This window comes from Haliscomenobacter sp. (genome assembly GCF_965225875.1).
GTDB lineage: Bacteria > Bacteroidota > Bacteroidia > Chitinophagales > Saprospiraceae > Haliscomenobacter.
Genome location: NZ_CBDDBS010000003.1, coordinates 1,116,912 through 1,143,412 on the forward strand (window position 1 = coordinate 1,116,912; position 26,501 = coordinate 1,143,412).

Here is a 26,501-nt window from a genome sequence, read left to right on the forward strand (position 1 = left end):
TTTATTCCAACACAAATCTGTAGAAAAATGTATTGTACTATTGTGCAGATGAAAATCGCTTATGGATTCTACGCTTAGTTTACCCTTAAAAGGCTTAAAAGTCCTCGAACTCGCTACCGTTCTGGCTGGCCCGGCGGTGGGCATGTTCCTGGCTGAACTGGGGGCCAAAGTCATCAAAATAGAAAATCTGACTACCAATGGCGATGTTACCCGCAGTTGGAAACTGACCACTGAAGACCCCAATTGGGCTTACTCCGCCTACTATTGCAGCGTCAATTGGGGCAAGGAAATCCTGCTCATGGATTTGAACCAAGCACAAAACTTGGCCTGGTTGCAGGAACAAATCAAAACCACCGATATCGTTCTGGCCAATTTCAAACCCGAGTCTGCCCGGCGGATGGGTTTGGATTATGCCAGTTTAGCCAAACTCAATCCCCAATTGATCTACGGGGATATCACTGGTTATGGCTCTGGCGACGAACGCCCAGCTTTTGATATGGTCTTACAAGCAGAAGCTGGTTTTTTGTACATGACTGGCGAAAAAAATGGTGCTCCGGTAAAAATGCCCGTGGCTTTGATCGACTTGTTGGCTGCGCATCAACTCAAAGAGGGCATCTTGCTAGCCTTGCTGCAAAAGGAAAAAACCGGGTTGGGCACTAAAGTAACGGTATCCCTGTACGACACTGCCCTAGCCTCCCTCGCCAATCAAGCCACCAATTGGTTGATTGCCGGAAAAATTCCCCAACGGATGGGCACCTTACACCCAAATATAGCGCCTTATGGCGAGTTGCTGGAATGTAACGATGGTGGGCAGATAGTGCTGGCGGTTGGCAATGATCGGCAATTTCAGCTATTGTGCAAAACCCTGGATCTAGAGGACCTGGCACAGACACCTCAATATTCTGACAACAAACAAAGGGTACTAAATCGGCAGGAGTTATTCGTGCAATTGCAGGCAAAAGCCGGGCAGTTTAGTCGGGAAGAGTTGCTAAATAAATTGCATCAAATGGGGGTGCCTGCCGGGGCAGTGCGGACCATGCCCGAGGTATTTGCAGAATCGGCTGCACAGGAATTGCTATTGCACTGGGCTTTACCGGATGGGACAGAAGTCAGGAGTGTTCGATCGGTCGTGTTTGAGTTGGAGCAAAACCCAAATGAATAAAACCCAATCAAGAAATGACCAGCACATGTTTGAACGGCGTTTTGCCAGTCAAATAGACATTCAAACCAGGCTGGCGCAAGGTGCCATTGTGCGTCGTATACACTTCACCATCGAGGCTCCTCAGCCTATTGTGGGCATAAATGCCAGGGCCAAAGTTGATGGTATCTTTTCCCAAAGTATAGGTCCCTGTTCCTGATTGCAAAAAGTAGTTTTGGGGCTGATCTTCAAAAGTTTTCATTTCCGAAAGTTGTCCTCCCTCTTTGAAACACAATTCTATAGTTATGTCGACGCCTTCAATGCCTGTGGTCCCAAATTCGAGTTCAAACCCATTTTGTACGGCTTGAATACGAATGCTTGTTTCAATGCTTTTCACATTGCTTACGGGCCTATTTTCAAAATCCATTTTGTTCCAAAACCGGTGGTCAATGCTTTCGGAAAGTGGGTAGTCTCCGTCTTTGCGGCGTTTATTTTTGGGCAAGGGTTGGTAATACGGCACGTCAATTTTCTGTTTCAAAACGTACATATTGCCCTCTTTTTTTACTCCATCACTGCGAAAGTAGCCCGTGGAGAAAAAATTGCTTGACAAGCGGACGTGTTTTAACACCGCCTCACCTTTGCGGAAAGCAAAAAAAGTGGGATTACTCGAGCGTCCCGACGCGATGATTAAGGGTTTGTCTGTACCCCCAAATACCGTTGCAGTCTGGTCATTTTGGCGGAAGCGTACCAGACTATTGGCCGGAAAAAATTGTTCATAGTGGGTATTCAGTGGCTTTGGGCTAGGCATTTCTTGTTGCAGAGAGCGGTCCTCCAGGAAATAAAATAAGGATTGACTGCGTACCCTTTCATCAAAACCACCTTGCTCTTCTAAAAACTGGGCAATGGCAGCAAATGTCTGGTTCTTATCCAAAATAGCCATATAACGATAGAGCACATAATAAGTCAAGGCGCTCCAGCTGCGGTATTGATCCTGGCGGCGACTGTCTACCGTAACCAATTCACCATTGGGTTCGAGGTGGTAAAACACTCTTTCGAGGTTTTTGCGAACTGGTTCCAATAATTTTGGCCTTTTCAACAAGCGGGCAAGGGTAATCAAAGCCTTGTCAATGTGCTCTGAATAGATCATGCTGCGCTCCAGATAGTGCCCGTCGCTGTCAATAAATACCCCTTCAGACAGCCACTCCTCGATGCGATCGAGGTATTTTTTGTGGGGATACAAGTGATTGACACGCGCCAAAGCCGAAGAGACCACCCAACGGTGATTGGGTGTGTGAACGCCTCCCTCCACAAGAGCATCTCCTGCCTTTATGATGAAGGTTTTCGCCAAAGATTTGACTTTATCCAATTCTATCGCTTTGTTTCGCTCCAAAACAGCAGTAGCGGCGCAAACCGGTTCTAAGATGAAGGCTGTATCGGGTGGAGATTCGACATTCCCAAGATTTAAAGTGCCATCCGCTGTTTGAACTTTAATCAGAAAGTCCATGATGCGCTCCATCAAGGGGATCAAAGTGGCAGCTTGGTAATATTTTGAGCTTGGTTCGCAATAAGCACAAGCTAAATTAGCGTAATCGTGACCCAATTGCCGCTCCAAAACCTGGATATCTCTGGAAAATTTGCTAAACAGTTTTTCAATTTCTTTGGCATTGGCAGCCACAAGGCCCTGGAAAAAATCTATTGGCTGAGCAGAAAAAAGTGTATTACCATTTAAGTCCAGGTAAGCAAAAGAAGGGATGGCAAAGGCAATGGTTTTGATTACGGCTCTCCTTTTCATTTTTACACCCGTTTAAAAAGAGAAACATGCCCCGAAGAGCATGTTCCTCTCAATATTTAGCAGCCTAATATCCAGGATTCTGTTTCAAAGCTGGATTAAGCACAAATGCATTCGTTGGAATGGGCAAAATACGGCGATAAGTATCCGTATTCGTTTTAAAGCCCCATTTTCCTTCAAATTTTCCGTAACGAATCATATCGTTGCGGTGCCAGCTTTCCCAGGCCAATTCGCGGCATCTTTCACTGTACACGTCTTCCAAAGTGACAGCTGTCCAGGCTGGACTTGTTGATCTTTGTGCCCGCAATTGATTTACCAGGGAAAGTGCAGTTGCGCCTCCAGTTGCAGCCCCACCCCTCAGAATGGCCTCCGCTTTCATCAAAATAATGTCGGAATAGCGCAAAAATGGAATGTCATTGTTCTGATTGCGGCTGGTGGAGCTTGCATCAGGATAAAACTTGACATTGCGAATGCCCATGTTCCAGGCAATTTCATCGTTGCCACAATCGAATAAAGTTGGACTTTGTCTCAGGGTAATATCCGGTGTGATTTCGACATGGTAAGTAAGCGCAGCGCCGCCATCTGAACCTGTGTAAAATTGGTCATACCCCTTTTTGGTGGTTGTCACCATCAGTGGCGATCCATCCGCATTGTATTGTTTGCCAACCAACCACTGTTTATTGCGAATGTCGTTGGAGTCTCTGGTGAAATGAGCATAAAATTCAGGCAAAGTACTCCGTGGTGCACTGGGTGTAAAGGGCAGACTGTAACGCTTGGTTTGTGAGCGCAACACATCATAACGAGCATGGTATTGGAAGCCATTTGTGCCTGGTAATGAGGCCATTGCCGGATCGTAAGGTATGGCAAAAATGAATTCCTTCATGGCTGGTCCATTGTTAGGATAAAACATTTGCAGGTAAGAAGCCCGCGGTTCGATGGCAAATTTGCCGGAGCTAATTACGGCATCACAAGCAGTAATGCATTCATTGTATTTGGCTGTACCTGTATAGTATTCCGCGTTCAAGTACATTTTAGCCAACAAGGCCTGGGCCGCAAATGCCGTGGGCCTACCATAGGTGCTTACATCTACTGTAGTGCTCAAGCTGGGTAAAGCATCCTTGATTTCTTTTTCAATAAAAGCGAAAACTTCGGCACGTGGAGCATTGGCTTTGGGGGTAAAATCGCCATAGGTTGTGATGATTGGTACATTGCCAAACAAATCCATCCACATGAAGTAAGCAATCGCCCGCACCATCCGCAGCTCTGCCAACATTTGTGGCTTGGTCGTATTGTTGTCAGGCATGTTTTCACCCAAAATAGCCAGGGCTTGATTGGTAGTCCCAACGATATTGGAAAACCAGCTCCAGGCAGAGTTGGTCATCCCGTGATCGGGCGTCCAGGAATGGTAGTGCGGCATTAAATAACCCTGGTTGTCGTACCAGTTGCCACCACGTGCGGGCATGATGGACTCATCCGTACTTTGTGACTGCAAGAAGTGATAATCCAAAGCAAAGTTGCCCCGCAGCGCCGCGTAAGCTGGTCCGGCGGCCTGGACAAATTGTGCTTGGGTTTTAGGAAAGGCATCGGGAGTCAAAGCGGATGTGATCGGAACATCCAAATCATGACAAGCTGGCATTATAGAAATGATACCGGCCAGTAAAACTATTTTTATAAATGACTTTTTCATGGTGTCAATGATTTAATATGGTTAGTGATTGGCCTTTAGCGTTCTTCACACCAAAAACCCACCATCCACTAATGAATTAAAAAGAAGTGTTCAAACCCAACATCAGGGTACGTGTTTTGGGATAAAAGTTGTTGGTATCTACCCCTGGAGCAATACCGCCTTGATTGACTTCAGGGTCAATGCCGGTGTATTTTGTCCAGGTAAAGGCGTTATTGACCGCTGCATAAATCCTTACAGATTGCAGGTATTTGCTGATGCCTTTGATGGTGTACCCCAGGGTCGCATTGTCGAGACGCACATAAGAACCATCTTCAACGAAACGGGAAGAATACCGATGCGAATTGACGTCTTTGGCTGATTCGGAAGCGACATCAGTCAAGATATTGGTGAATTGTGCGGTAGTTGGTCTGAACAAATCGGCGCGAGTAGCATTGAAAATTTTGTTGCCAAAAACCCCTCTGATGAAGAAGTTGAAATCAAAGTTGCCAAACCGCAAAGTATTTGTCCAACCCAACAACAACTTAGGCTGAGGGCTACCAACGTAGTAATAATCCGTTCCAATGGCCGGTGTAGTTGTCAATTCTCCATTTTTCTTGAAGTATTGAGATATGCCATTGGCATCTTTTCCAGCATAGCTAAAGGAGAAAAATTGGCCCAATGGGTAGCCTGCTTTCAAAATCTGGAGGGTACTACCCGTTTGGCCACTGCCTTCAGGCTGGGTCAAACGCACTGCATCACCACCAGAAAACAGCGGGTTGCTCAGACTCACAATTTTGTTGGTGTTGCTGGCCAGGTTGATTCCAGAAGTCCAATACAAGTTTTTAGAGCTGATGGGCGTGATGTTAAGGCTCAATTCTACTCCTTTGTTGTTCATGCTCCCACCATTGGCAACGATGCTACCTGCGGGTACTAAAACCCGATCCACGGCATAACTGTAAATCATGCCATCAGTGGTTTTTTCGTACACTTCCACGGTACCGCTGAGCTTACCTTTCAGGATAGAGAAGTCCAGGCCAATGTTTTTGGTTGTTGTTTTTTCCCACTGCAAATCTGGATTAGCTGCTTTTGTCGGGCCTAAAGCTGCCGTAAGGGTGCCGTTGTTGTAATAAGAACCGAGGCTACCAGATAGGAACAGGGCCGTATAGGCGTTGAAACCCGAAGAGTTACCCGTTACTCCATAGCTGGCTCTGATTTTCAGGTCATCAAAGAAGTTCTGATTTTCCATAAATCCTTCTTCGATAACCCGCCAAGCGGCTCCTACTGAAGGGAAGTAACCCCACTGGTTGTTCTCACCAAACACCGAACTACCATCCCGGCGGATCGATCCTTGCAACAAGTATTTGTCGTTGAAGCTGTAGTTCAAACGGGCAAAATCAGAGATCAAACGGTTTTGCTGATAAATGCCATCCGCGCCAAAATTGATGCGGTAACCATTGATTGCATAAGGGTTACTCAAGGCAAAGTTGTTGAAACCGATGTTGTCAACCGGGAAGTTGGTACTGGTCACCTGGAAACCATCCCCGATGGTGTTGTCCTGCCAGGAATAACCGACCACCGCTTTGATGTCGTGGCTACCAAAGGTTTTGTTCCAAGTCAAAAAGGTCTCCAGGATGTTGTTGGTGTTCTCGTAAGTGTTCCGCACCGCCGAGCCATTGGTGCCAAAGTTTTGCAGGAAGTGGACAGCAGGTGGTTCCGGTTTGTAGTAAAAATTGGCACTGTTGTACTGGGAGTAATAACTGCCATAATACTCACCATGCAAGGAGGTTGACCTTTGGTGGGAAAAATTCATATTGTAACTCAAACCAAATGGCAACTGCACTTGCGCGGTAAAAGCGCCAATCAAGTTGTTGAATTTGGTCTGATCCTGGCCATTTTCAACCATCGCTACCGGGTTGAAATACCCCCCGGTCGTAAAGTTTTCAAAGAAAGTACCATCCGGGTTTCTAACCGGGGAGGTAGGTAAATAAGTGATCATCTGGCCTAAAACGCTGTTGCGTTGAGGGGTATAATCCGATTTTGTTGATGCGTTTGACACCTGCATCCCCAACTTGACCTTGTCATTCAACAAAGATTGGTCAAATTGCAGACGGGCGATAACCCGCTGAAAATTGCTTTCCAACAAAATCCCTTCCTTGTTCATGTAGTTGAGGCTGGCGCTGTAGGTATGGTGCTCGCCGCCGCCGCTGAAGGATAAATTGTGGTTGTAGGACATCGCCTGCTCTCTTTGTACCGCTTTTTGCCAATCGGTATCAGCCCCTTTGTCATTGGCAGGGGTCATGGATTGCCCATTAGCAGCCAAAAAAGCTTTCAACTCAGCTGAATTCATCATATCGAGGCGGCTGGCAACCGTTTCCGATCCTACAAAACCATTGTACGAAACAACACCTTGGCCTTTTTTGCCTTTTTTGGTGGTGATCATAATGACCCCATTGGCTGCACGATTCCCGTAAATAGCTGTTGCCGCTGCGTCTTTCAACACATCAATCGTGGCAATGTCGTCTGGCGCAATGGTTGAGATGTCGGCACCGGGTACGTTGTCAATCACGTAAAAAGGGCCTTGTGAACTATTGATGGTAGATGCCCCTCTCAGGATCACGGCAGCGGGGCGATTGGGGTCGCCACTTGCCGAGATGTTGAGGCCAGGAACCTTGCCTTGTAACAATTGGCCAACATCGCTGATGGCCCCCCGGTTGAGGTCTTCGGGTTTCATGGTGGTTACCGCACTGGTCAAAGTCTTGCGGGAAGATTGTCCGTAACCAACTACCACAACCTCATTCAGCGCACTTGCCGCATTGGCCAAAGATACATTGATCACTTTTTGGTTGTTGACTGAAACCTTTTGTTCAGCGTACCCTAGAAAGGAAAAAACCAAAGTTGCATCAGACGCGCAAGTAAGGGAGTAATTGCCATCTATATCCGTCACGGCACCATTGCTGGTTCCTTCGACGCGGATGTTGACCCCGATCAAAGGCTCGTTGTTGTCAGCAGCAGTCACTTTTCCCGATACAGTTATATCGGCAGAAGCTGAATCTGCAAATGTTGGTAAGGAAAGTAATGCGCATAGGCATAGCAGTAGCATCCTGTGCAGGAGCATTGGTACTTGTTTCATGCTAATGTTGTTTAAACTAGTGAAAGAAGGTGTTTGGTGTTAAAAAATTTGGTGTTAAAAAATAAAGTTTACGTTACGCAAGCCATGGTCAGTAGCTGCATTGAATCAAAATTTTGTAAAATGGCTTTAATAGTAGAAAGTAGTAGGGTTACAACTGCCTTTGGTGGCTTATTTCAAGATTTGAACCTTTAAATAAGCCATCAAAAGCACACTTGAGCTGTTGATAATTTGGTGTCCAAAGCTAAGCTTAGTTGGTTTTAGCTAGTGGTAACTTTATTTGGCAAGAACTCCTGGAGAGAAATTTAAAATTTCAAGGTCTCTGGCAAGTATTTCGCAATGAGATCCTCGTAGTAGGGTTTCAACTCTTTTACATTCGGTGGAACAGGCACTTTTGAGTACAAATCATACGGATTGAATTTGTTGACCCATTCAAACATGGCATGATCGTGTGCATCCATCAAATGGTCGTATGCATGTTCGCGGTGCTGTGCATAAAATGAATGGTAACGAATCATATACAAGGCTGGCTCAGGCAAGTAGTCTTTGAGCATTTGGTACAAATACTCATCATGCCCCCAGGACATGTGTACATTACGCAAACCGCAGTTTGGCTCGTAAACGCCGTATTTTGTATTGTAACGGGCATCCTTTGAATCAGGATTGGCCTCAAAAAATTCTGGGTAAACAATCTTGTCTGAATATTGGCAACCAACCGGGAAGGTATCCCCTACTACAGCCCATTGGGGCTCGCCAAATAAGCACAAGACCTTGCCCAAATCATGCAAAAAGCCGGTTAAAACAAACCAATCGGGATGTCCATCGGCTCTTATGGTTTCAGATGTTTGTAACAAATGTTGCAATTGATCGAGATCAGTATCTGGATCCGAATCGTCCACCAGCGTGTTCAGGAAATCACAGGCATCCCAAACCCGCATTTCCTTTTTGTCAAACTTCAAAAAATCAGCTTCTTTCTCCCTTACGAAATCATAAGTTTGATAGGTATGATTCAAGCGATAAAACTCTTTTACAGTATCGCGTTGTGGAGTATCATAGTTGCGGTATTCTTCCTTGGTTTTGGCGGGTTGGTGGGGCTCTGGGTAACGAATGAGTACATCGTCTTCCCATTCTTCAATGCTGGCTAAAGGTGCAATTTCATTTTCTGTAAACGTTGCCATTATTGTTTGATCTGAGTGATTGGAATGCAAAACTTGCACTTAAAGATAAGACGAATACCTAGGCTTGGGCGACCAGATTTAATGCAAACGTTTGCAAAAATGAATTAAACCGGATTTTGCACATAAATTCAAGTCAAAGTAGATTCTCTAATAATTAGTTCAGGAGGCAAAATAATATGCTCTTTTTGCTGGGTATTGCCTTCCATATTGTTTAAAAACAGACGGGCAGCTTCCTCACCCAAAATCTTGCTGGAGCGATTGACTGATGACAAGGAAGGATTGACATAAGCTGAAAATGGTGAGTTGTCAAAACCAATGACTGCTACCTGTGCAGGGATGGAAAAGCCCATGCCCAGAATGACTTGCATGGCTGCGATCGAAACGTAGTCATTCACCCCAAAAACGCCATCAGGTGGCTGGCTCAAAGCCATCAATCGACGCATGGGGACAATTGCACTTTCAGCTTTAAAATTGGTGGTTGCAATCAATTCTTCGTTGAAGTCCAGGGAATATTTGGCCAAACATTCCTTATACCCCCTGAATCGCTGCTCGGATACCGCCAGGCCGTTTGGGCCTTTCAAATGGGCGATGCGCCGACAGCCCCGCTGGATCAGGTGCTCAGTAGCCGCGAATGCACCCAGGTAGTCATCAACAGTTATACTACTGGTTGCTACTCCATCGTATTCTCTATCAATAAAAATAAGGGGAATGTTCCTTCGACTCATGTCATCGAGGTGTTCATAATGCCCAGAATCGTAGGTTTCTTGCGAGATGGATAAAAAAACGCCCTCTACCCTATTGGCAAGTAATTTATCAATATATTGTTTTTCAAGCAGGTAACTCTCATTGGTCACACAAATCGCCAACATATATCCGTGGATTTGAAGGACACTTTGGAGCCCTTCAATCATCGCTGTTTCATGAAAATGGTTGAGGGTTGGTACAATCACCCCCAAGGTTGCCGATTTTTTATTCAGCAAGCTCAGGGACACTGAATTGCGCTGATAACCTACTTTTTGAGCGTAATCCTGAATGTTCCGCCGGGTATCTTCATTGATCAGCGGATGATTGTTCAAGGCTCGTGATACTGTGGAGGGAGAGCACTTAAACTTTTTGGCGATGTCCTTTATGGTTACGGGATTTTTGCTGTTCATTCCTTAACGATTATTGCAAAATCCCCCCGTCTGCCATAAACATCGCGCCGGTGGAATAGGTCGAAGCATCCGAGGCCAAAAAAAGCGCCAGATTAGCTATTTCCTGCGGCTCCCCGATACGACCAAGTGGTGTTTGTTTGAGGTAATACTTCAGCATGGCTTCATTGGACCACAGGGCTTCGCTAAATTTGGTTTTGATCAAGCCCGGGCAGATGGCATTTGCCCGGATGCCATATTTCCCCCATTCTTTGGCCATCGATTTGGTTAGCATATTCAAAGCTGCTTTACTCACGCTGTAACAGCCTAGGCCTTCGGTGGCAATAAAAGCTTCAACGCTGCTGATGTTGATGATGGCGCTATTGGGTTGGGCTTTGAGATAAGGAAGGGCAAACTTAGCGAGTTCGAGGGGAGCTTTGACGTTGATTTGCATGATTTTATCCATGGCATCCACGCTGTCTTCCAGGGGGCCAAAAACGGGATTGGTTGCGGCATTGTTGACCAAAATATCGATCCTGCCGTACTGTTCAACGGCGAGTTTAACGAGATTTTCCAGCGCTTGGGTATCTCCCACATGGGCGGCAACAGCCAATGCTTCGCCCCCCGCAGCCTGAATTTCAGCAACGACTTCATCTACCGCAGCTTGTTTGCGGCTGCTGACGATTACTTTGGCACCGTTGCTTGCAAATGTTTGGGCGATTGAGGCCCCGATGCCTTTACTGGCACCCGTAATGATGGCTACGCGGCCATCGAGGCGAAAGGGATTTTGCGACATGAGTGAGCGTTTTACGGTTCAATTCGTGTCGCAAAATAGCGGATATTCGCTAAGGAAAGAAAAAAGAAGGCGTATAGGAAAAGAAAAAACTTATGGGATGAGGTTTTTGCCCATCTCAACCAGTTTTTCCAGTAAAAATACTTCAGGCAGGATTTTCTTCTCCTCCAGTTCATCAATCTGCTCCATGATTTGTTTTTCACCAAATTGGAGCACCTGGCCATCTTCTGAAGATTTGGCGACCGTATTGAGGTATAAAAAGGAGTACAAACCGCCGAAGGCAACGAAGCTAAAAAGTGCAGTTTTGAGTATCAATTTCCTTTTCATAATGTACAACTTAAATTGAGTTGTGGTTTCGGGAACGAAATTAGGTCTTTTTCTACTTGCAGTCTGGTTTAATCGACTGAAGTGTTGAATTTTCGTCTTGAACCGTGTAAAAGGAAAGACGAGTCAACAAACCAATTGGTTGCAGAAGAATGCAAAAAATTACGAAAAAGTTCCAAAAAGATGCAAAAAGATGAAATGTCTATTTTACAGTTAATTTAAGAGCCTATTTTTCAGGTGAATCAGGAGCAGTCCAACTAAATAGACGTACAGGATTATCATCCCCAGACATGTTCATGTAGCGCTCAAAAACAAAGTGCAGTTTCTCCAATACCCGAATGGATTTTTCATTGTTCAGGCTGGTAATGGCCATCAATTTTTCAATTTGTAACTGCTGCTCAACATAAGTCAAGTAAGCACTGGTAGCTTCGGTGATGTACCCTTTGCCTTCGTAAGCAGGCAATAAGGCATAACCTAAATCCGGCAAAGGTAGAGTATCTCTTTTGAGCAAACCACACATCCCAATTGGGGTTCCTGTCGTTTTGAGTTGGATCAATAAAAGTCCGAAGCCGTGTTGCTCATAACTTTTAAGAGGACCATCCCCGAGGTATCTGATGGCATCTTCCGTAGTGTGGATATTGCGGTAACCAATGTATTGCAACCAGCCGGGGCTGTTGACCAATTCAATGATAAAATCGGTATCGTTGAAGCTCAATTTGCGCAAAATCAGGCGCTGGGTTTGAAGGATTTCAGGCATGATATTAAAATTCAATGTTTCTTAATCGGGCGCTAACCAGTTCCCGGAAGGATTTTCCAATTGGCAATTTGCGATCGGCGATGCTTACCTCTTGCTGATCGTAGTTTTGCAAAAATTTGAGGTTAACAATATAAGAGCGGTGAATGCGCAGAAAGAGCTGATCGGGCAGTTCCTTTTCCAGTTGAGACAGGGTTATTTTGGGTAATAGGCTTCCTTCCGTGCTGATGATTTTGACGTAGTCATCCAGTGCCTGCAAATACAAAATGCGCTGAAAAGGCAAACGATGCACTTTTCGATCAGCCCGAATGCTCAAAAATCCACTGTCTTGACCGGTTTTTTCCAAAATCCGTTCCTGTTCCAAACGCTCCAGTGCCCGCTCCATGGCTTTTTGAAACCGTTCGGGAGAAATGGGCTTCAATAGGTAATCCAGGGCGGCCAGCTCAAAACCTTCCACCGCATACTGGGGATAAGCCGTTGTAAACACAACCATAGGTGGATGCGACAATTGACGGAGCACATTCAAACCACTTATGTCAGGTAAATGAATGTCCAAAAACAACAAATCAGGAGCCTCCGCTTCGAGTACAGTCATTGCCGTTTTTGGGGAATGGTGCACCCCCATACAAGTCCATTCGGGATAGTCTTGCAGGTAGCGCAACAGCACCCGGGCGGCGGGTGGTTCATCCTCCAAAATCAGGCAGCGGTAACTTGGTTTCATTAGCCGTTTTTCAAAAAATCCAGGAGTTTTTGCACTGCCCTACCCCGATGGCTGATGCCATTTTTTTCATTTTTGTCCATTTCAGCGAAACTCAGCGAGTAGCCATCGGGCACAAAAATGGGATCGTAGCCAAAACCACCTTCACCGTATTGTTCTTTGCGGATTTGACCGTACACCAGGCCTTCAAACAAGTATTCCTGACCATCCAAAATCAAGGCGATTACGGTTTTAAAGCGGGCGCTTCGGTCGGCGTGAGGCTCCAGATTTTTTTGCAATAAATCTATATTCGCCTGAGGATCGCGGTCTTCGCCTGAATAGCGGGCGCTGTGTACCCCAGGGGCGCCGCCAAGGGCAGTGACTTCGAGGCCAGTGTCTTCAGAAAAACAATTCAGCCCGTAATTTTCCACCACGTACCGAGCTTTTAGCAAGGCATTGCCTTCTATAGTGTCAGCCGTTTCTGGAATATCTACGGTACAACCGATGTCGTGCAGGCCCTTTACCTCATACAGGCCGTCTAGCATTTCGCGTACTTCGCGGATTTTATTGGGGTTTGCTGAAGCAAAAATCAAAGTTTTCATGGCGGGTTATTTGCGCGATCAAGGTAATTAAAAAAAATAAACTGCACCAAGTTCCAAGTTGGTGCAGTTTATTTCTAAGGTGTTCCTTCAGTGCCTCAGGTTTCTTAGGTGGTAAAATTATTCCTGCTTCGCAGGCTTTTTTCTTTTCACCACCTAAGAAACCTGAGGCACTGAAGAAGCACCTTAGTTGTGGTCCGCCCCATCATTCTTCACCCGATTGATGATAGCGGTCCCAACCTTTTTCCCCAATTCCAATCCCACTTCGTTGTCTGTGCGGAAATGGATACCCCCTTGAAAACGGGATTCAGCCCCATCCTTTGCCCTTTGCCGAAACAAGTCACTTTCAGCAGGGAAAAAGTAGGCATATAACTCCCCCATGACCCCACCAATGGCAGCGTGACCTGAAGGGTAGCCGGGGAAAGGAGGTGTATGGATCAACACTGGTTGAAAAGTGGTGTCGTATTGATCTGGACGAATGCCCCAGTAGATGTATTTGGCATCCCAACAGGCGCTGAATCCATCGTAAATGCCTATCGCAGCAATGGCGTAGATCCGGGCAGCACGTGGTGGATTGAGATGGAGGTTGTTTTCAAAGATTTTTTTCTCCAGCAAATCCTCCCAAACCGACTCACTGGCAAAATGGAAGGCATTGGCAATCGAGTTGAAAGTAGGTTTGTGCTTTTTGAGCTCCTCCATGTCCTTGGCAAAATCAGGTGGTGGGCCAGGCCGATATTGGCTGCTGCTTGCCAGAACCACTGTTTTGTTCAAACCAGCCAAGGGAAGTGCAGCGTATTTGCCTTTCCAGAGACCCGGCTCACTTGGCATTTTGCCATCCCAAACTTGCTTGGTGGTAAAATCCTTGGTGTGTTCGATTTCCTTTTCGGCAATCTTTTTTCCCAAATCAAAACCTGCCTTAGTGTCGCTGGGAAACGCCACCCCAGCGGCAACCCGCGAAGCCATTAGTCGCTGGGCCATGTGTTGGACCGAATCGGCCAGGTTTGGATAAAAATGGCTGATGATTGTAACCGCGACACCTGCCGCAACCGAGTGCTCACAAGGATAACTCGGGCTGGGGGAGTTCACAATCAACGCCTTGATTCGTTTGTCTGCCACATAAGGTCGAGGGCGCTTGTAGGTGTATTTGCTATCCCAAGCACTGATGGTGGCGTCATAAATGGCTACGCTGAGCAGCATATTGGCCAGAGCGCCGTTGTTGCTGGCGTCATTCATCCACAATTGGCCCATTAGGTGTTGCCAATGGTAGCCGGGGGCGCCAGCATTCCAATACATGATTTGTTGGCGGCTTGCTGCATCAAGCTTTTGCTGCTGAGTGAGCACTTGTGCAATCTCGTCTTTGTAAGTGCTTGGAGCGGGCAATCGATAGGTTTGGCCAGATGGGATAAACCAGGTTTTCCAGGTACCTGCACTAGATCCTTCCTGGGCATACAATGGAGCAACCAGTAAAAACAGGGCTGCTAACATGGGTAATTTCCTTTGCATAAATGAAGTATTTTGGGCAATACTATCTCTATTGGAAAAACCCTTCAAGTGTGCGTCAATCAACAACCAATTCCGGTAAACGAATAACAAGAGTTGGTCAATGAGTGCCCGCCGCACTATTGGACACTTTTGTATTTCAGACTCGAAGGACATGAATTGCCACGTGCTTTAGCGCGTGGCAACTCATGTCCTCCGAGTAAAATGTCCAGTAGTATGGTGCAGCACAATCCAATTAGTAAACCGTTTCTGGCGATAGCGAAAAGAAAAAGTGCAGTGTTTGCCGAAAATAAACCCAATGCGAAACAAAAAAATTGAACCAGTAGCTATCTTGCACTCGATATCGCAATTATCAGGTAACCTTTCATCTGCGCGCCAACAACATGAAGAAGATCATCTATTTACTGACGCTCCAGATCAGTCTTTCTTTATCCAGCTCCAGTTATGCCCAGGTCTCCAATGAGCTGCTCTTTGGGGTGGCGTACTACGACGAATACATGCCCTACGAGCGCCTGGATAAGGACATCGCGATGATGAAAGCCAGCGGTATCAATTTCGTCCGCATCGCCGAATCCACCTGGAGCACCGTTGAACCACAGGACAACGTGTTCAATTTCTACCACATCGACCGGGTGCTGGATGCCATGCACAAAGCCAACATCAAGGTGATCATTGGTACGCCGACCTATGCGGTGCCTACCTGGTTGGTCAAAAAGTATCCCTCCGTTTTGGCGGTGACCCCACAAGGTCCCAGGCAGTACGGTGCCCGGCAAAACATGGACATCACCAACGAGCACTACCTCTTCCATGCCGAGCGGGTAATCCGCAAAATGATGGAACACATCAAAGACCACCCGGCGATCATTGGCTATCAGGTGGACAATGAAACCAAATCTTACCAAACTTCGGGGGATAATGTACAAAAGCAGTTTGTTCAGTACATGAAAACCAAGTTCAAAACCCTGGACAACATCAATAAAATTTATGGCCTGGATTATTGGAGCAACCGCATCAACAATTGGGAAGATTTTCCTTCGGTGAACGGCTCTATCAATGCGAGTTTGAGGTCTGAATTTGCCAGATTTCAACGGCAACTGGTGACCGATTTCCTGGCCTGGCAAAGCAAAATTGTAAAAGAATACGCCAAGCCAAATCAATTCGTTACTCAAAATTTTGATCTGGAGTGGCGGGGTTATTCTTTTGGGGTACAACCTGATGTTGATCACTTTGCCGCAGCAAAAGCGCTGGACATTGCGGGTATCGACATCTATCACCCTACCCAGGAAAGTTTGACGGGTATTGAAATCTCCTTCGGCGGCGACATGGCCCGCTCGATGAAAGGTGGCAAAAACTATTTTGTGATCGAAACCGAAGCGCAGGGATTCCCACAATGGGTGCCCTTTCCCAATCAACTGCGTTTGCAGGCATTCAGCCACCTGGCTTCTGGGGCCAACATGGTGGGTTATTGGCATTGGCATTCGATACACAACTCAGCTGAGACCTACTGGAAGGGCTTGTTAAGCCACGACTTTGAGCCCAACCCAACCTACAATGAGGCCCAAACCATTGGCAAAGATTTCCAGCGATTGAGTCCTAAACTGATCAATCTCAAGAAAAAAAATGAGGTAGCGGTTTTGTTCAGCAATGAGGCACTCACGGCCTTCAATGCCTTTAGTTTTGGCTGGGGTGCCCGTGAAACCTACAATGACATCTTGCGGCCCTATTACGATGCCTTGTACAACCAAAATGTAGGCACAGATTTTATCGACCCATCAGTAGAAGATTTCAGTGCATACAAACTCATCATCGTCCCCGCATTGTATGCTGCCAGTGACGCTTTGCTGCTCAAACTCAATCAATTTGTCAAAAACGGCGGCCATGTCTTGTACACTTTCAAATCTGGCTTTTCGGATGAAAATGTCAAAGTGCGCAGCAGCATTCAGCCTGGAATCATCAACGAAGCTTGTGGGATCAGTTACAGCCAGTTTGTCATACCCAACAAGGTCAGTTTGAAAGGTGATCCTTTCGGAGTAGGCGCCCAGAATAACATCCACACCTGGATGGAATTGCTTACACCCACTACGGCTAAAGTACTGGCTTATTACGATCATCCGGTTTGGGGCAAATACGCTGCAGTGACTCAAAATCAATACGGTCAGGGGGTAGCTACCTACGTGGCAGCCATGACGACGCCCTTGCAAACCGAAAAAATTGTCAAAGCCGCCCTCGAAAAAGCAAAGCTTTGGGGTGCCGATCAGCAGTTGCATTTCCCACTCATCACCAAAATGGGTGTCAACTCAGCTGGTAAAAAAATCCACTATTACTTCAATTATTCCAGTGCGGCTAAAAAAGTGATTTATCCGCACAAAGCTGGCAAAGAGTTACTGGGCGACAAAGTGGTTTTGATGAATGCTGCTCTGGACTTAGAGCCTTGGGGGGTAAGGATTGTGGAGGAAAATTAAGTTATGCGTATATCGCAAAAAAAATACTGAGATGAAAGCCCTTTTTATAAATTTTGTTTCATCACACCTGTGCAGTTATGGAAAAACGCCAGGTACAAACACCACACAAATGAAAAAGATTTTTGCTTTAATCCCCGTATTTTGTCTGTTTAGCGTTTTGGCTTTTGGCCAATGGGTCAACGACAAAGGCCACTCCAGAGTAGCCTTCATTGTACAGCACCACGGTATTTCGGAGGTGGATGGCTTTTTTAAAAAATACGAAGCCACTTTGACTGCCACCAAAGACGATTTATCCGATGCTGCTTTTGAAGTGACCATTGAAACGGCGAGCCTCAATACCGAACTGGAAATGCGCGACAATCACCTGCGCAGCCCGGATATTTTTGATGTTCAAAAATTCCCGACCATTACCTTCAAAAGTACTTCCTTCAAAAAGAAAAAAAAGAACCTGTACACCATGACCGGGAACCTAACCATCAAAGGCATCACCAAGCCTCTGACATTGGATGTGACCATGAACGGCCCGGTAGAAAACCCGAACAAAAATGCCAAGAACATCCAGGTAGGCATCAAGGCTTTGGGAACCATCAAAAGAAGTGAGTTCACCGTGGGCCAAAACCTGACCACGGCTTTTGTTAGCGATGAGATTCAACTGCGGATTACCGGGGAGTTTAATAAGGCTTTGCCGAAGTAATCCTTGAAGCTAAAACCAAAATTTTAGGTTTTTAGATCATCCCATAGGGGGAAGAGGACAATGCTGCATCTTGTCTGTGATCCTTTAGAAAAAGGTTCGAATCACCGACTGTGTAAACTTTGTTCTCTTCCTCGATTTTGTATTGAGGGGCAATGGATTACACATTTCAGTAACCAAAGCCCACGTACAATGCGTAAATTCCTTGGCATTTTTTTCTATTTCCTTCCATTGCTGAGCTTTGGGCAAGGAAACAAACTCATCCCCTTCAACCTTTCCTTTTTCAACGAAGCCACTGCCATCCCATTCACCCAGGCATTTTCTACCCCGATTCACCCTGGTCTGCAAATCGGAACCGAGTTCAACCTAAAGACCAAACCCTCGGCCCGTCTTTTCCAAACTGCCAACCTCAGCTATTTCTACCATCATCGCCTCAACCACGGCATAGGTGTATACTCTGAGCTGGGCTACGAGCAACGGTTAAAATCGGGCCCTGCTTTCAGTGCCTTATTTGGGCTGGGGTACTTGCACACTTTTGCTACGGCGGAAGAATTCAGTTTTCAGGATGGGCAATACCTCAATAAAAATGATCGGGGCAATGCCCGCTTGCTGGCCTCCCTGGCTTTTGATGTAGGTTTTTATTTAAAAAAAGACCAGCCCAATAGCCCTAAAATCTTTTTGCGCTACCAATCCTGGCTGGAATATCCTTATTCCCCTGGCTTTATTCCCTTGATGACCCATACGAACTTGCATGTGGGCACCAAATTTTTCCTCACCAAAAAGAACCTGAGACAATGAAAACCCTATCTATACTCGGTTTACTGATTCTGACCTTGTTTTCCTGTCAAAAAGGAGAAGTCATCAGCCCGAATAACTACACTTGCAACTTCAATTTTGAAGACAGCAGTCAATCCCATCCCCGCCGCTCAAAATACCAGGCCCAAATCGACGACATGACCCAAAAAGGTGGCGTGGTAGGCGTGAGTATGTCGGTGCAGGATCAGGACGGCCTCTGGCTCGGCAGTAGCGGCAAAGCAGATTTATACAACAACATTGACTTGATGCCCTGCCACATCACCAGAGTCGGCTCCACCGTGAAAATGTACACGGCGACCCTTATCCTTAAATTGCAGGAAGAAGGGAAGTTGAATTTGGATCAAAAAATTGCGGAGCATTTGAGTGGAGCCTCCATCAAACGCATCAAAAACGCCGAAAAAGCAACCATCCGCCAGCTTTTACAACACAGCAGCGGGATTTACAACTACATCCAAAGTGCCCAGTTTCAAACGGCGTCAATCAACAACTTGATCAAAGAATGGCACGCCGAGGATTTGCTGCAATACGCCTACGACAAACCTGCTTATTTTGAACCCGAGGCCGACATCCGTTATTCCAATACCAATTACATCTTACTCGGGCTATTGATCGAAAAAATCGAGGGCAAAGCCCTTTATCAGGTTTTTGATGAAAAAATTTTCCAGCCACTCAAATTAAAATATACCTCATTCGCTGGAAAAAACCCTGTTCCACACAACATCATTCGAGGCTACATCGACTTGTACAGCAACTTGCAGGTGATCGAAAGCACCTATTACAGTGGTTGGGATTATTATACCGCCGATGGTGGTTTAATTTCAAATCCTTATGATATGACGGTGTTTTTTAAGGCCTTAATGGCCGGAAAAATCATTAAACCGACTTCGCTGCAGGCCATGTTGAGCTGGAAAGCGCCTAAGGAACAAGATCCTGAGTTTTATCCCATTCAATACGGTTTGGGCATTTTCAGAATGGAAACACCCCGCGGCATAGCTTATTTCCACAGTGGTGACGCCATCGGGTATTACGCCAATATGATGTATTTTCCTGAAGATGGGACTACAGTCGTATATGCTGTGAACAGCAATTATGGGAAGATTGACCAGGCTGTTTCGACTAAAAGTGCCATGGAAAAAATAATTTTGGCGACAAAAAAATAAACATTATCCCAGCACAAAACGACAAAAGGCCACAGCAGATCAGTGCTGTAGCCTTTTGTCAAATTTGGATAAATAGAGTGTTATGCTCTACCTGGAAATTAGTTTCATATACTACTTGGTTCCAACTGCTGAAACCACGATTCTTTTTCCAGGCCAGCGTAAGTTCGTTCGATTCCTTCTCTCAATCCAATTTTGTGTTTCCATCCCAAGGCATGGATTTTTGACACATCCATCAATTTACGTGGTGTGCCATCTGGTTTAGAGGTATTTAAACGAATATCCCCGGTATAGCCAACAATCGTTTTAATGAGTTGAGCCAATTCTAAAATGCTTAAATCCTCACCAGTGCCGATATTGATGTGACCGATTTCGTTGTAATTGAGCATGAGGAAAAGACTAGCTTCAGCCAGGTCATCCACGTGTAAAAACTCTCGTAGCGGTTTCCCGCTTCCCCAAATTTCTACATAGCCTTCTTCTTTAACTTTGGCTTCGTGAAATTTTCGGATAATTGCGGGTAATACGTGGCTCGTTTGTAAATCGTAATTGTCGTTGGGTCCATAAAGATTGGTAGGCATTGCAGAAATAAAGTTACAGCCAAATTGACTTCGATAAGCTTCACATAATTTGATGCCTGCAATCTTTGCAATGGCGTATGGTTCATTGGTAGGTTCCAGAAAACCTGAAAGGAGGTGTTCTTCTTTGAGTGGTTGTGGTGCCAATTTTGGGTAAATACATGATGAACCAAGGAACAACAGCTTTTTCACACCTGCTTCTTTCGCTGCATGAATGACATTGTTTTGAATCATCAAGTTGTCGTACAAGAACTCCCCTCTATAGGTATTGTTGGCAATGATCCCTCCAACTTTAGCAGCCGCGAGAAAAACATATTCTGGCTTTTCATGTTCAAAAAATGCCTCAACGGCTGCTTGATTGCGTAAATCAAGTTCAATTGAAGTTCGCAAGACCAAATTTTCGTGCCCTTGCTTTTTTAAGCAACGAAGAATGGCTGAGCCCACCATTCCTCGATGACCAGCAATGTAAATTTTGCTAGACTTTTCCATCACATTTAAATTTGCCTGTTATTGTTTTATTCAAATTCATTTTTTATGGCGAAACCAGCATTTTTGAGTACGCGGTTTTGATGGAATAAATCCAAATCAGCTACTACCATTTCACTCACCAACTCATTCAAATCATACTTAGGCTCCCAACCCAGTTTTTGGCGGGCCTTGGAGCTATCACCAATCAATAAATCAACCTCGGCAGGTCGGAAATACCTTGGATCGATGGCAACGACCTCACGACCTGGCTCTAAATGAAATTCAGGATCATTTGATGCTGCAACTATACCAATTTCATTACTCCCTTCTCCTTTAAATTCCAGTTCCACGCCTATTTCTTGAAAGGCCATTCTCACAAAATCACGAACCGAGGTTGCTACTCCAGTCGAAATCACGAAATCTTCAGGGCTTGGTTGTTGAAGCATCAGCCACATTGCCTCTACATAGTCTTTGGCATGTCCCCAGTCTCGCTGAGCATCAAGGTTACCTAGGAAAAGTTTGTCCTGTAAACCCAACCCAATTTTGGCCACTGCTCGGGTAATTTTGCGCGTAACGAAGGTTTCACCACGTAGTGGGCTCTCATGGTTAAATAAGATGCCATTGCAAGCATAAAGACCGTAAGCCTCTCGGTAATTGACTGTGATCCAGTAGGCATAAAGTTTGGCTACCCCATATGGAGAACGCGGGTAAAAAGGAGTACGTTCGGTTTGAGGCACTTCTTGTACCAAGCCGTACAATTCTGAGGTAGAAGCTTGATAATATTTTGTTTTTTTCTCTAAACCCAAAAATCGTATGGCTTCCAACAAGCGAAGTGCCCCAGTTCCATCTGCATTGGCGGTGTATTCGGGCGATTCAAAACTAACCTGCACGTGTGATTGAGCTCCGAGGTTATAAATTTCATCAGGCTGGACTTCCTGAACGATCCGAATTAGGTTAGATGAATCGGTCAAATCCCCGTAATGGAGAAAAAAATTCAAACCCCGGTCATGAGGGTCTTGATAAAGATGATCGATCCGGGTGGTGTTAAACAAGGAAGAGCGACGTTTAATTCCATGTACTTCATACCCTTTGGCTAGAAGCAATTCACTGAGATAGGCTCCATCCTGGCCTGTAATCCCGGTTAGTAAGGCTCGTTTTTTGTTCATGTCAATTAAAATTTTCGAATTACTATAGTTGCTTGGTTTGCCGCCAATTTTGAAATAAATTTTAAGCCTTTACCCCTGTCATTACCAGAGATAAAGGCTCAAAAAGAAATGCTTTTATTCTTATTTAAGTGCTAGTTTCTGCCCACCACAAAAGGAAGGGCCTTACTGAGCAAGATGCCAGAATGGTGGAGATAATACATTCCAGTATACAAATCTGGCAAATTCCATCTGATTGTATTCCAACCTGAAATGGTTTCTGCTTGGAAAGATTTGATTTTACGACCAAATTGATCAATGATCGTGAAAATGACCGAAGACTCCCGAGTAAACAACTTGATGGTTAATTCGGCGTTTCCCCCATTTAAAGGGTTAGGATAAATTTGCCAGTCATCTGCTTCACAGTCTGTTTTTTCTTCCAAAATTTCGGAATAGGAAGATTTTCCATCTTTGTAAACATACTTCAAGCGGTAATAATTCAGCTTCTGAATTTCAGCATCCAGAAATTGAAAGGATTGTAAGCCCGTTTTTCCATTGTTTTTGATCTTTGCAATTGAAACAAAAGTATTTCCATCCCTACTCTCCTCCAATTCAAAATGGTCGAAATTGTCATTGAGTGTCCAAGTCCAATCCAACAGTACCCGGCAGTCATCGATGCGGGAATTGAACCCTTCCATGCTACCCGAGGAATTGGGAAGGTTCCCGTTTTTTTTCATTAAAACAATTGAAGTATAAGGCTTCAAAACCACTTTGTCGGTATAGGTAGTATTTTTTACATCCACATAACTGGTTGCCAGTGGGACTGTCTTATCTGATGAGGTCGGGTTGTATTCGAATCTGATGATTTCATCCTCTTTCACATTAACCGCAGAGGCTTCAAATAGACCTACATTGTCCAACCAATAGGAGAAATTCTCATTGAATGCTTGAAAGATCAAGTGGCCTGCGGATACAGAGCTTGGAAATGAAAAGAGTACCTCGTATTCCGTTCTGTTTGGGTTGAGGTAAATTTTCTTCGAGTTGGAGATAGGATTCCATGGGGAGGTACTTTGTCGTAAAAACACCTCAATCTGGGTTTCTCGTTCTGCTTTGGCACTGAAACGTAGAATGTACTGCTTGGTTCGATCAATCGCCCCACAATTCAAAGCCACTACTCCCTGGGTTTTTCCGGAGATTTTTACGGCTCTTTTATCCAGCACACTGTTGGTAGACCAGGTTGTCGCACAATCGCCATTGGGCGACCAACAAGACACGCCCATTGAAGTGTTCTCAAATCCGGGATTGTTGTATTTATTGCGACTGGCGTCAATTGAGACCAAGTTGTAGGGCCGAAATCGCATTGTGCCTCCGCCACCATCGAGGTTTTTTCCATAAGGGAGCATCGGTCCTCGGGTATCGTACATTTTTTTAACACTACCCACCCCAGCCTGATTGAAATCCGCCATAATGGTCAGGTTTTCGTCAAAGGGGCGGACATAATAATTCCCGGAAAAGCTTCCCATGGTGGCAAAGTCATTTGCGTCCGACTTGAAATAAAAGGTTGTTTGATTGGTCGTTTTTGAAAAAAGGTTATTGGCCGTAAAAACCGCATTGGTGATGGGATTCCCTAAATCGTCATGTACCGTTTTGATTTGTACTTTATTGTTGTACAGGGTGTTATTTTGGATTTTGATGTTTCTTGCATTGTGAATATAAATGCCATTGTTGACACAATTCGCAACGGTATTCCCAATGACATCAACATTTGTGGCATTGTCATCCAGGTAAATTCCTTCCGCAGCAGCATAATCGGTGCGATTGGTGCCTTCGGGTGCGCCCAAACCATTCAACACAATATTGCCAACAACACTCCGATTCAAAAAAGTAGTATTGGGCTTCCCTGTCCAGGTATAAATTCCACTTCCATCATCAATAACCAGGCAAAAAGTGTCAATGTAGTTGTTTTTGATGAGGTTATTGTCGCCAGCAAATCTGATGCCAACATATCCTGTTTTGACAATGTGGTTGTATTCTGCTTTAAATCCTTTTGTATAACTGATGATCCCATAGGCCTGATTTTCCGTAATCATACCTGGAAAAACACCCGTATTTCGGATTTTATTGTTGGTTAAAACGGCATTAGTAGCGTCGTATTTCAGATTAACGGCAATGCTGTTGGAATTGATGATTTCGGAGTTTTCCAAGGTGAAATTCGCACAGTTGTGCACACGTATGCCATCTATTCCTGAAAACAGGATCTGGGTGTTTTTGATTTTCAGGTTTTTCAAATTGGCTGCATTGGAATAAACTCCGTATTGGTTGGCCCCTTTGATAACCAAATTGGCAATTACAATGTCATTGGCTTTTGACTCAATCAGGGTATTGGTCGTTGCAATTTGAACACTATAGGCCGAGGGAGATTTTGTACCAAAAAAAACATTGAGTTTTTTTGTCGTCGGATTGTAATACCACTCCCCAAATTGATCAAGTGTTTTGAGGTCATTTTGAATGAAATAGCCATAGCCATCCACTAAATTGTAATCGGTAGCCTTACTGTAGTTAATTCTGGCTTTAGTCGTAGTGGTAATTGGTACCCTTTCGATGGTCCATCTGGAAGTTCGAACCACCAATTCTGCATTATTCCAGGCAGGGCTTTCGGGCAATTGATTGTCAATGAGGTACAAACTTCCATGCCCTTCAAAAGTTAAAAATCCTTTATTGCTGGCATCGGCGTTGGGATATCGGCCCATGGCGTAGCTGACATTGTTGATTGCCACCATGTTTACTTTTCCTGCGGTATTGATCACTGGACTTTCAAAAATACCACCACCAACCGGAGTCCAGGTTGAAATATTGGAAAATCCACTGATCACGGGAGGTACACCATTTCCGTAAGCTGCAAGAACGATGGGTAAGGAAGCCGAGCCAGATTTAACGATTTGTATGCCACCGGAAAAAACCTCTCCACGTTTAAACAGCACAGAATCTCCGGGCTGAAGTTGGGAAAAGAAGGTATTTAACTTCGTAATTGTTTTCCAGGGAGTTTGAGCATTTCGCGCCTGTAAAGGGCTTCTGTTGTCATCTCCTGTTGAGGCAGAAAAATAGTAATTGGCTGCAAATGAGTTGAGTGCGCTGCTAAGAACTAGCAGCGTCAGAAGTGTGAATTGTTTCATAATCGGTTTTTTAATATAAGTTACTCGCTAATAAGAACGCAAAGTAACTTTCTTTGTTATCCGAAATACTTCAACAATTTATTATCAATGAGGAGTTTACTACATTTCTGCATCAATTTAAATGCTATTTTAGATTTTTCTGCAATATCTAAAAGGGAGTTTTTGCCATCTGCAAAATTCAATAACCAAAGCATTGCCATTTGTAATTCTTTTTGGTCACTATCCCCTCCAATGGCTGCATACAAGCCTCTTTTTCCCAATTGTGGTTCACATTTTGGGTGAAGATTTTGAAAAAAGAAGTTCTGTTCCAAAATCTCAACAATTTCCAAATAGATGTCAAATGAGGCTTGCAGAAAATTGGGCTGAATCAGTTGGAGGTTGTCGCCAGAAGTGTGGTATTCGGGATAACTGCCAAAAGGCGAACGCGTTAAATTGCCAACTGGGAGATTGAATCCTGGCGAGCAAAACTGACGCTCATCATAACCGTAAGGAAAAAAATCGATGACTTCACAAGGGTAGCCAGAATTCCTCAATACATAAGAAACCACCTGATCAATTTCGGAATCACCCCTCCGGCTTTTTTTAAAGGTAAATCCGCCAGCATCCCCGACCAGAGAAACAACCAGGCCATGTTTAATGTGGTCAACTTTATGTTCATTCCGGGCCAGCCAGGTAATGGAACCGATGGTTCCAGGAATAAACAGAAACCGATAAGAGTACCGGTTTTTTTGTTCCCGAAGTAGTTGAGCCAAAAAGGTCAATAAACCAATCCCCGAAAGGTTGTCATTGGCCAACGAAGGATGGCAAATATGGGCCGAAAAAAGTACCTCTTCTTGCGAAGCGCCTGGAATATAAAGCTCGCCGTAAGTCAAACTGCCATCTTCCAAGGTTGAATCAATATAGACTTCATATTCTCCATCCTGCAAGTCCAGATATTGATTGTGGGCCATACAAAAACCCCAATTTTCCTGATAGTAAGAAGTTCGGTAAGGAATCAAATCAGGTTTATCGGGCAGTGTGAAGAGGTGCTTCTTCAAATCTTCCAAGCCCATCACTTGGTGTATAGGTGTGCTGTATTGTAGGATGTGGAGATTGTGGTCCTTAAAATCAATTATTTTCTTCCCATCAGGGCCGATAATCCATGCATCTCGAATATTCCATTCCTTAGGCACCGTCCAATCGAAAACGGGCGTATTACTGGGCACTTCGTGTATTTCGATGGGAATGTATTCCTGAAGTATCTGTAAGGATTGGCGTACTCCATTTCCAGTGATGCTTCTACAAATCGGGAACAATCTTTCAGCTAAAGCATACATGCTTGC

At 44.9% G+C, this 26,501-nt stretch carries 20 protein-coding genes; 5 read left to right on the forward strand and 15 right to left on the reverse strand.

The features are described from left to right. The first annotated feature begins 61 nt into the window (after positions 1–61). On the forward strand, positions 62–1,162 hold the full coding sequence (locus ACO08K_RS24825) for a CaiB/BaiF CoA transferase family protein (RefSeq protein WP_421799182.1): 1,101 nt from the start codon (positions 62–64) through the stop codon (positions 1,160–1,162). Positions 1,163–1,169: 7 nt separating this feature from the next. Here ACO08K_RS24825 and ACO08K_RS24830 read toward each other — a convergent pair whose 3' ends face one another. The 11 genes from ACO08K_RS24830 to ACO08K_RS24880 form a co-directional block, all read right to left on the reverse strand. Then, positions 1,170–2,930: a hypothetical protein gene (locus ACO08K_RS24830; protein WP_421799183.1), complete on the reverse strand. Its 1,761-nt coding sequence runs from the start codon at positions 2,928–2,930 to the stop codon at positions 1,170–1,172. Between the two features lie 64 nt (positions 2,931–2,994). Further along, positions 2,995–4,614: a RagB/SusD family nutrient uptake outer membrane protein gene (locus ACO08K_RS24835; RefSeq protein WP_421799184.1), complete on the reverse strand. Its 1,620-nt coding sequence runs from the start codon at positions 4,612–4,614 to the stop codon at positions 2,995–2,997. A gap of 76 nt (positions 4,615–4,690) precedes the next feature. Continuing rightward, positions 4,691–7,723 carry a SusC/RagA family TonB-linked outer membrane protein gene (locus ACO08K_RS24840; RefSeq protein WP_421799185.1) on the reverse strand — a complete coding sequence of 1,011 codons (3,033 nt, stop codon included), beginning with the start codon at positions 7,721–7,723 and terminating at the stop codon, positions 4,691–4,693. 302 nt (positions 7,724–8,025) lie between these two features. After that, complete coding sequence (locus tag ACO08K_RS24845; RefSeq protein ID WP_421799186.1) at positions 8,026–8,898, reverse strand: inositol oxygenase family protein; 873 nt, start codon at positions 8,896–8,898, stop codon at positions 8,026–8,028. Positions 8,899–9,026: 128 nt separating this feature from the next. Continuing rightward, positions 9,027–10,052: a LacI family DNA-binding transcriptional regulator gene (locus ACO08K_RS24850; protein WP_421799187.1), complete on the reverse strand. Its 1,026-nt coding sequence runs from the start codon at positions 10,050–10,052 to the stop codon at positions 9,027–9,029. A gap of 10 nt (positions 10,053–10,062) precedes the next feature. Then, positions 10,063–10,824, reverse strand: a complete 762-nt coding sequence (locus ACO08K_RS24855; protein ID WP_421799188.1) for an SDR family NAD(P)-dependent oxidoreductase — start codon at positions 10,822–10,824, stop codon at positions 10,063–10,065. Between the two features lie 90 nt (positions 10,825–10,914). Beyond that, positions 10,915–11,148 carry a hypothetical protein gene (locus ACO08K_RS24860; protein ID WP_421799189.1) on the reverse strand — a complete coding sequence of 78 codons (234 nt, stop codon included), beginning with the start codon at positions 11,146–11,148 and terminating at the stop codon, positions 10,915–10,917. Between the two features lie 223 nt (positions 11,149–11,371). Continuing rightward, positions 11,372–11,902, reverse strand: coding sequence for a GNAT family N-acetyltransferase (locus ACO08K_RS24865; protein WP_421799190.1), 531 nt, complete (start codon positions 11,900–11,902; stop codon positions 11,372–11,374). Positions 11,903–11,906: 4 nt separating this feature from the next. After that, the gene (locus ACO08K_RS24870; protein ID WP_421799191.1) at positions 11,907–12,620 is read right to left on the reverse strand and encodes a LytR/AlgR family response regulator transcription factor; all 714 of its coding nucleotides are present in this window, start codon (positions 12,618–12,620) and stop codon (positions 11,907–11,909) included. Further along, positions 12,620–13,198 (reverse strand): non-canonical purine NTP diphosphatase, encoded by a 579-nt coding sequence (locus tag ACO08K_RS24875; RefSeq protein WP_421799192.1) that lies wholly within the window; start codon positions 13,196–13,198, stop codon positions 12,620–12,622. The genes ACO08K_RS24870 and ACO08K_RS24875 overlap by 1 nt, the downstream gene beginning before the upstream one ends. 183 nt (positions 13,199–13,381) lie before the next feature. Continuing rightward, positions 13,382–14,698 (reverse strand): phosphatase PAP2 family protein, encoded by a 1,317-nt coding sequence (locus tag ACO08K_RS24880; protein WP_421799193.1) that lies wholly within the window; start codon positions 14,696–14,698, stop codon positions 13,382–13,384. A 380-nt stretch (positions 14,699–15,078) separates the two neighbouring features. On the opposite strand from ACO08K_RS24880, the gene ACO08K_RS24885 reads away from it, so the two are divergent. The 4 genes from ACO08K_RS24885 (at position 15,079) to ACO08K_RS24900 (ending at position 19,824) form a co-directional block, all read left to right on the forward strand. Further along, complete coding sequence (locus ACO08K_RS24885; RefSeq protein WP_421799194.1) at positions 15,079–17,157, forward strand: beta-galactosidase; 2,079 nt, start codon at positions 15,079–15,081, stop codon at positions 17,155–17,157. 109 nt (positions 17,158–17,266) lie between these two features. After that, positions 17,267–17,851, forward strand: a complete 585-nt coding sequence (locus ACO08K_RS24890) for a YceI family protein (RefSeq protein WP_421799195.1) — start codon at positions 17,267–17,269, stop codon at positions 17,849–17,851. Between the two features lie 189 nt (positions 17,852–18,040). Further along, positions 18,041–18,646 (forward strand): hypothetical protein, encoded by a 606-nt coding sequence (locus tag ACO08K_RS24895; protein ID WP_421799196.1) that lies wholly within the window; start codon positions 18,041–18,043, stop codon positions 18,644–18,646. Then, positions 18,643–19,824, forward strand: a complete 1,182-nt coding sequence (locus ACO08K_RS24900) for a serine hydrolase domain-containing protein (protein WP_421799197.1) — start codon at positions 18,643–18,645, stop codon at positions 19,822–19,824. The genes ACO08K_RS24895 and ACO08K_RS24900 overlap by 4 nt, the downstream gene beginning before the upstream one ends. A 104-nt stretch (positions 19,825–19,928) precedes the next feature. Here ACO08K_RS24900 and ACO08K_RS24905 read toward each other — a convergent pair whose 3' ends face one another. The 4 genes from ACO08K_RS24905 to ACO08K_RS24920 all read right to left on the reverse strand — a co-directional run bounded on the left by ACO08K_RS24905 (position 19,929) and on the right by ACO08K_RS24920 (position 26,495). Continuing rightward, entirely contained in the window at positions 19,929–20,885 is a 957-nt protein-coding gene (locus ACO08K_RS24905) for a GDP-L-fucose synthase family protein (protein WP_421799198.1), read from the reverse strand. A gap of 26 nt (positions 20,886–20,911) precedes the next feature. Beyond that, complete coding sequence (gene gmd / locus ACO08K_RS24910) at positions 20,912–22,030, reverse strand: GDP-mannose 4,6-dehydratase (protein ID WP_421799199.1); 1,119 nt, start codon at positions 22,028–22,030, stop codon at positions 20,912–20,914. Positions 22,031–22,161: 131 nt separating this feature from the next. Further along, the gene (locus ACO08K_RS24915; RefSeq protein ID WP_421799200.1) at positions 22,162–25,179 is read right to left on the reverse strand and encodes a right-handed parallel beta-helix repeat-containing protein; all 3,018 of its coding nucleotides are present in this window, start codon (positions 25,177–25,179) and stop codon (positions 22,162–22,164) included. A gap of 56 nt (positions 25,180–25,235) precedes the next feature. Next, positions 25,236–26,495 carry a DUF4910 domain-containing protein gene (locus ACO08K_RS24920; RefSeq protein ID WP_421799201.1) on the reverse strand — a complete coding sequence of 420 codons (1,260 nt, stop codon included), beginning with the start codon at positions 26,493–26,495 and terminating at the stop codon, positions 25,236–25,238. Between the last annotated feature and the right edge of the window lie 6 nt (positions 26,496–26,501).

Coding starts and splice junctions, on each gene's coding strand:
- ACO08K_RS24825 (WP_421799182.1), top strand. CDS start 62: ATGGATTCTACGCTTAGTTTACCCTTAAAAGGCTTAAAAGTCCTCGAA.
- ACO08K_RS24830 (WP_421799183.1), bottom strand. CDS start 2,930: ATGAAAAGGAGAGCCGTAATCAAAACCATTGCCTTTGCCATCCCTTCT.
- ACO08K_RS24835 (WP_421799184.1), bottom strand. CDS start 4,614: ATGAAAAAGTCATTTATAAAAATAGTTTTACTGGCCGGTATCATTTCT.
- ACO08K_RS24840 (WP_421799185.1), bottom strand. CDS start 7,723: ATGAAACAAGTACCAATGCTCCTGCACAGGATGCTACTGCTATGCCTA.
- ACO08K_RS24845 (WP_421799186.1), bottom strand. CDS start 8,898: ATGGCAACGTTTACAGAAAATGAAATTGCACCTTTAGCCAGCATTGAA.
- ACO08K_RS24850 (WP_421799187.1), bottom strand. CDS start 10,052: ATGAACAGCAAAAATCCCGTAACCATAAAGGACATCGCCAAAAAGTTT.
- ACO08K_RS24855 (WP_421799188.1), bottom strand. CDS start 10,824: ATGTCGCAAAATCCCTTTCGCCTCGATGGCCGCGTAGCCATCATTACG.
- ACO08K_RS24860 (WP_421799189.1), bottom strand. CDS start 11,148: ATGAAAAGGAAATTGATACTCAAAACTGCACTTTTTAGCTTCGTTGCC.
- ACO08K_RS24865 (WP_421799190.1), bottom strand. CDS start 11,902: ATGCCTGAAATCCTTCAAACCCAGCGCCTGATTTTGCGCAAATTGAGC.
- ACO08K_RS24870 (WP_421799191.1), bottom strand. CDS start 12,620: ATGAAACCAAGTTACCGCTGCCTGATTTTGGAGGATGAACCACCCGCC.
- ACO08K_RS24875 (WP_421799192.1), bottom strand. CDS start 13,198: ATGAAAACTTTGATTTTTGCTTCAGCAAACCCCAATAAAATCCGCGAA.
- ACO08K_RS24880 (WP_421799193.1), bottom strand. CDS start 14,698: ATGCAAAGGAAATTACCCATGTTAGCAGCCCTGTTTTTACTGGTTGCT.
- ACO08K_RS24885 (WP_421799194.1), top strand. CDS start 15,079: ATGAAGAAGATCATCTATTTACTGACGCTCCAGATCAGTCTTTCTTTA.
- ACO08K_RS24890 (WP_421799195.1), top strand. CDS start 17,267: ATGAAAAAGATTTTTGCTTTAATCCCCGTATTTTGTCTGTTTAGCGTT.
- ACO08K_RS24895 (WP_421799196.1), top strand. CDS start 18,041: ATGCGTAAATTCCTTGGCATTTTTTTCTATTTCCTTCCATTGCTGAGC.
- ACO08K_RS24900 (WP_421799197.1), top strand. CDS start 18,643: ATGAAAACCCTATCTATACTCGGTTTACTGATTCTGACCTTGTTTTCC.
- ACO08K_RS24905 (WP_421799198.1), bottom strand. CDS start 20,885: ATGGAAAAGTCTAGCAAAATTTACATTGCTGGTCATCGAGGAATGGTG.
- gmd (WP_421799199.1), bottom strand. CDS start 22,030: ATGAACAAAAAACGAGCCTTACTAACCGGGATTACAGGCCAGGATGGA.
- ACO08K_RS24915 (WP_421799200.1), bottom strand. CDS start 25,179: ATGAAACAATTCACACTTCTGACGCTGCTAGTTCTTAGCAGCGCACTC.
- ACO08K_RS24920 (WP_421799201.1), bottom strand. CDS start 26,495: ATGTATGCTTTAGCTGAAAGATTGTTCCCGATTTGTAGAAGCATCACT.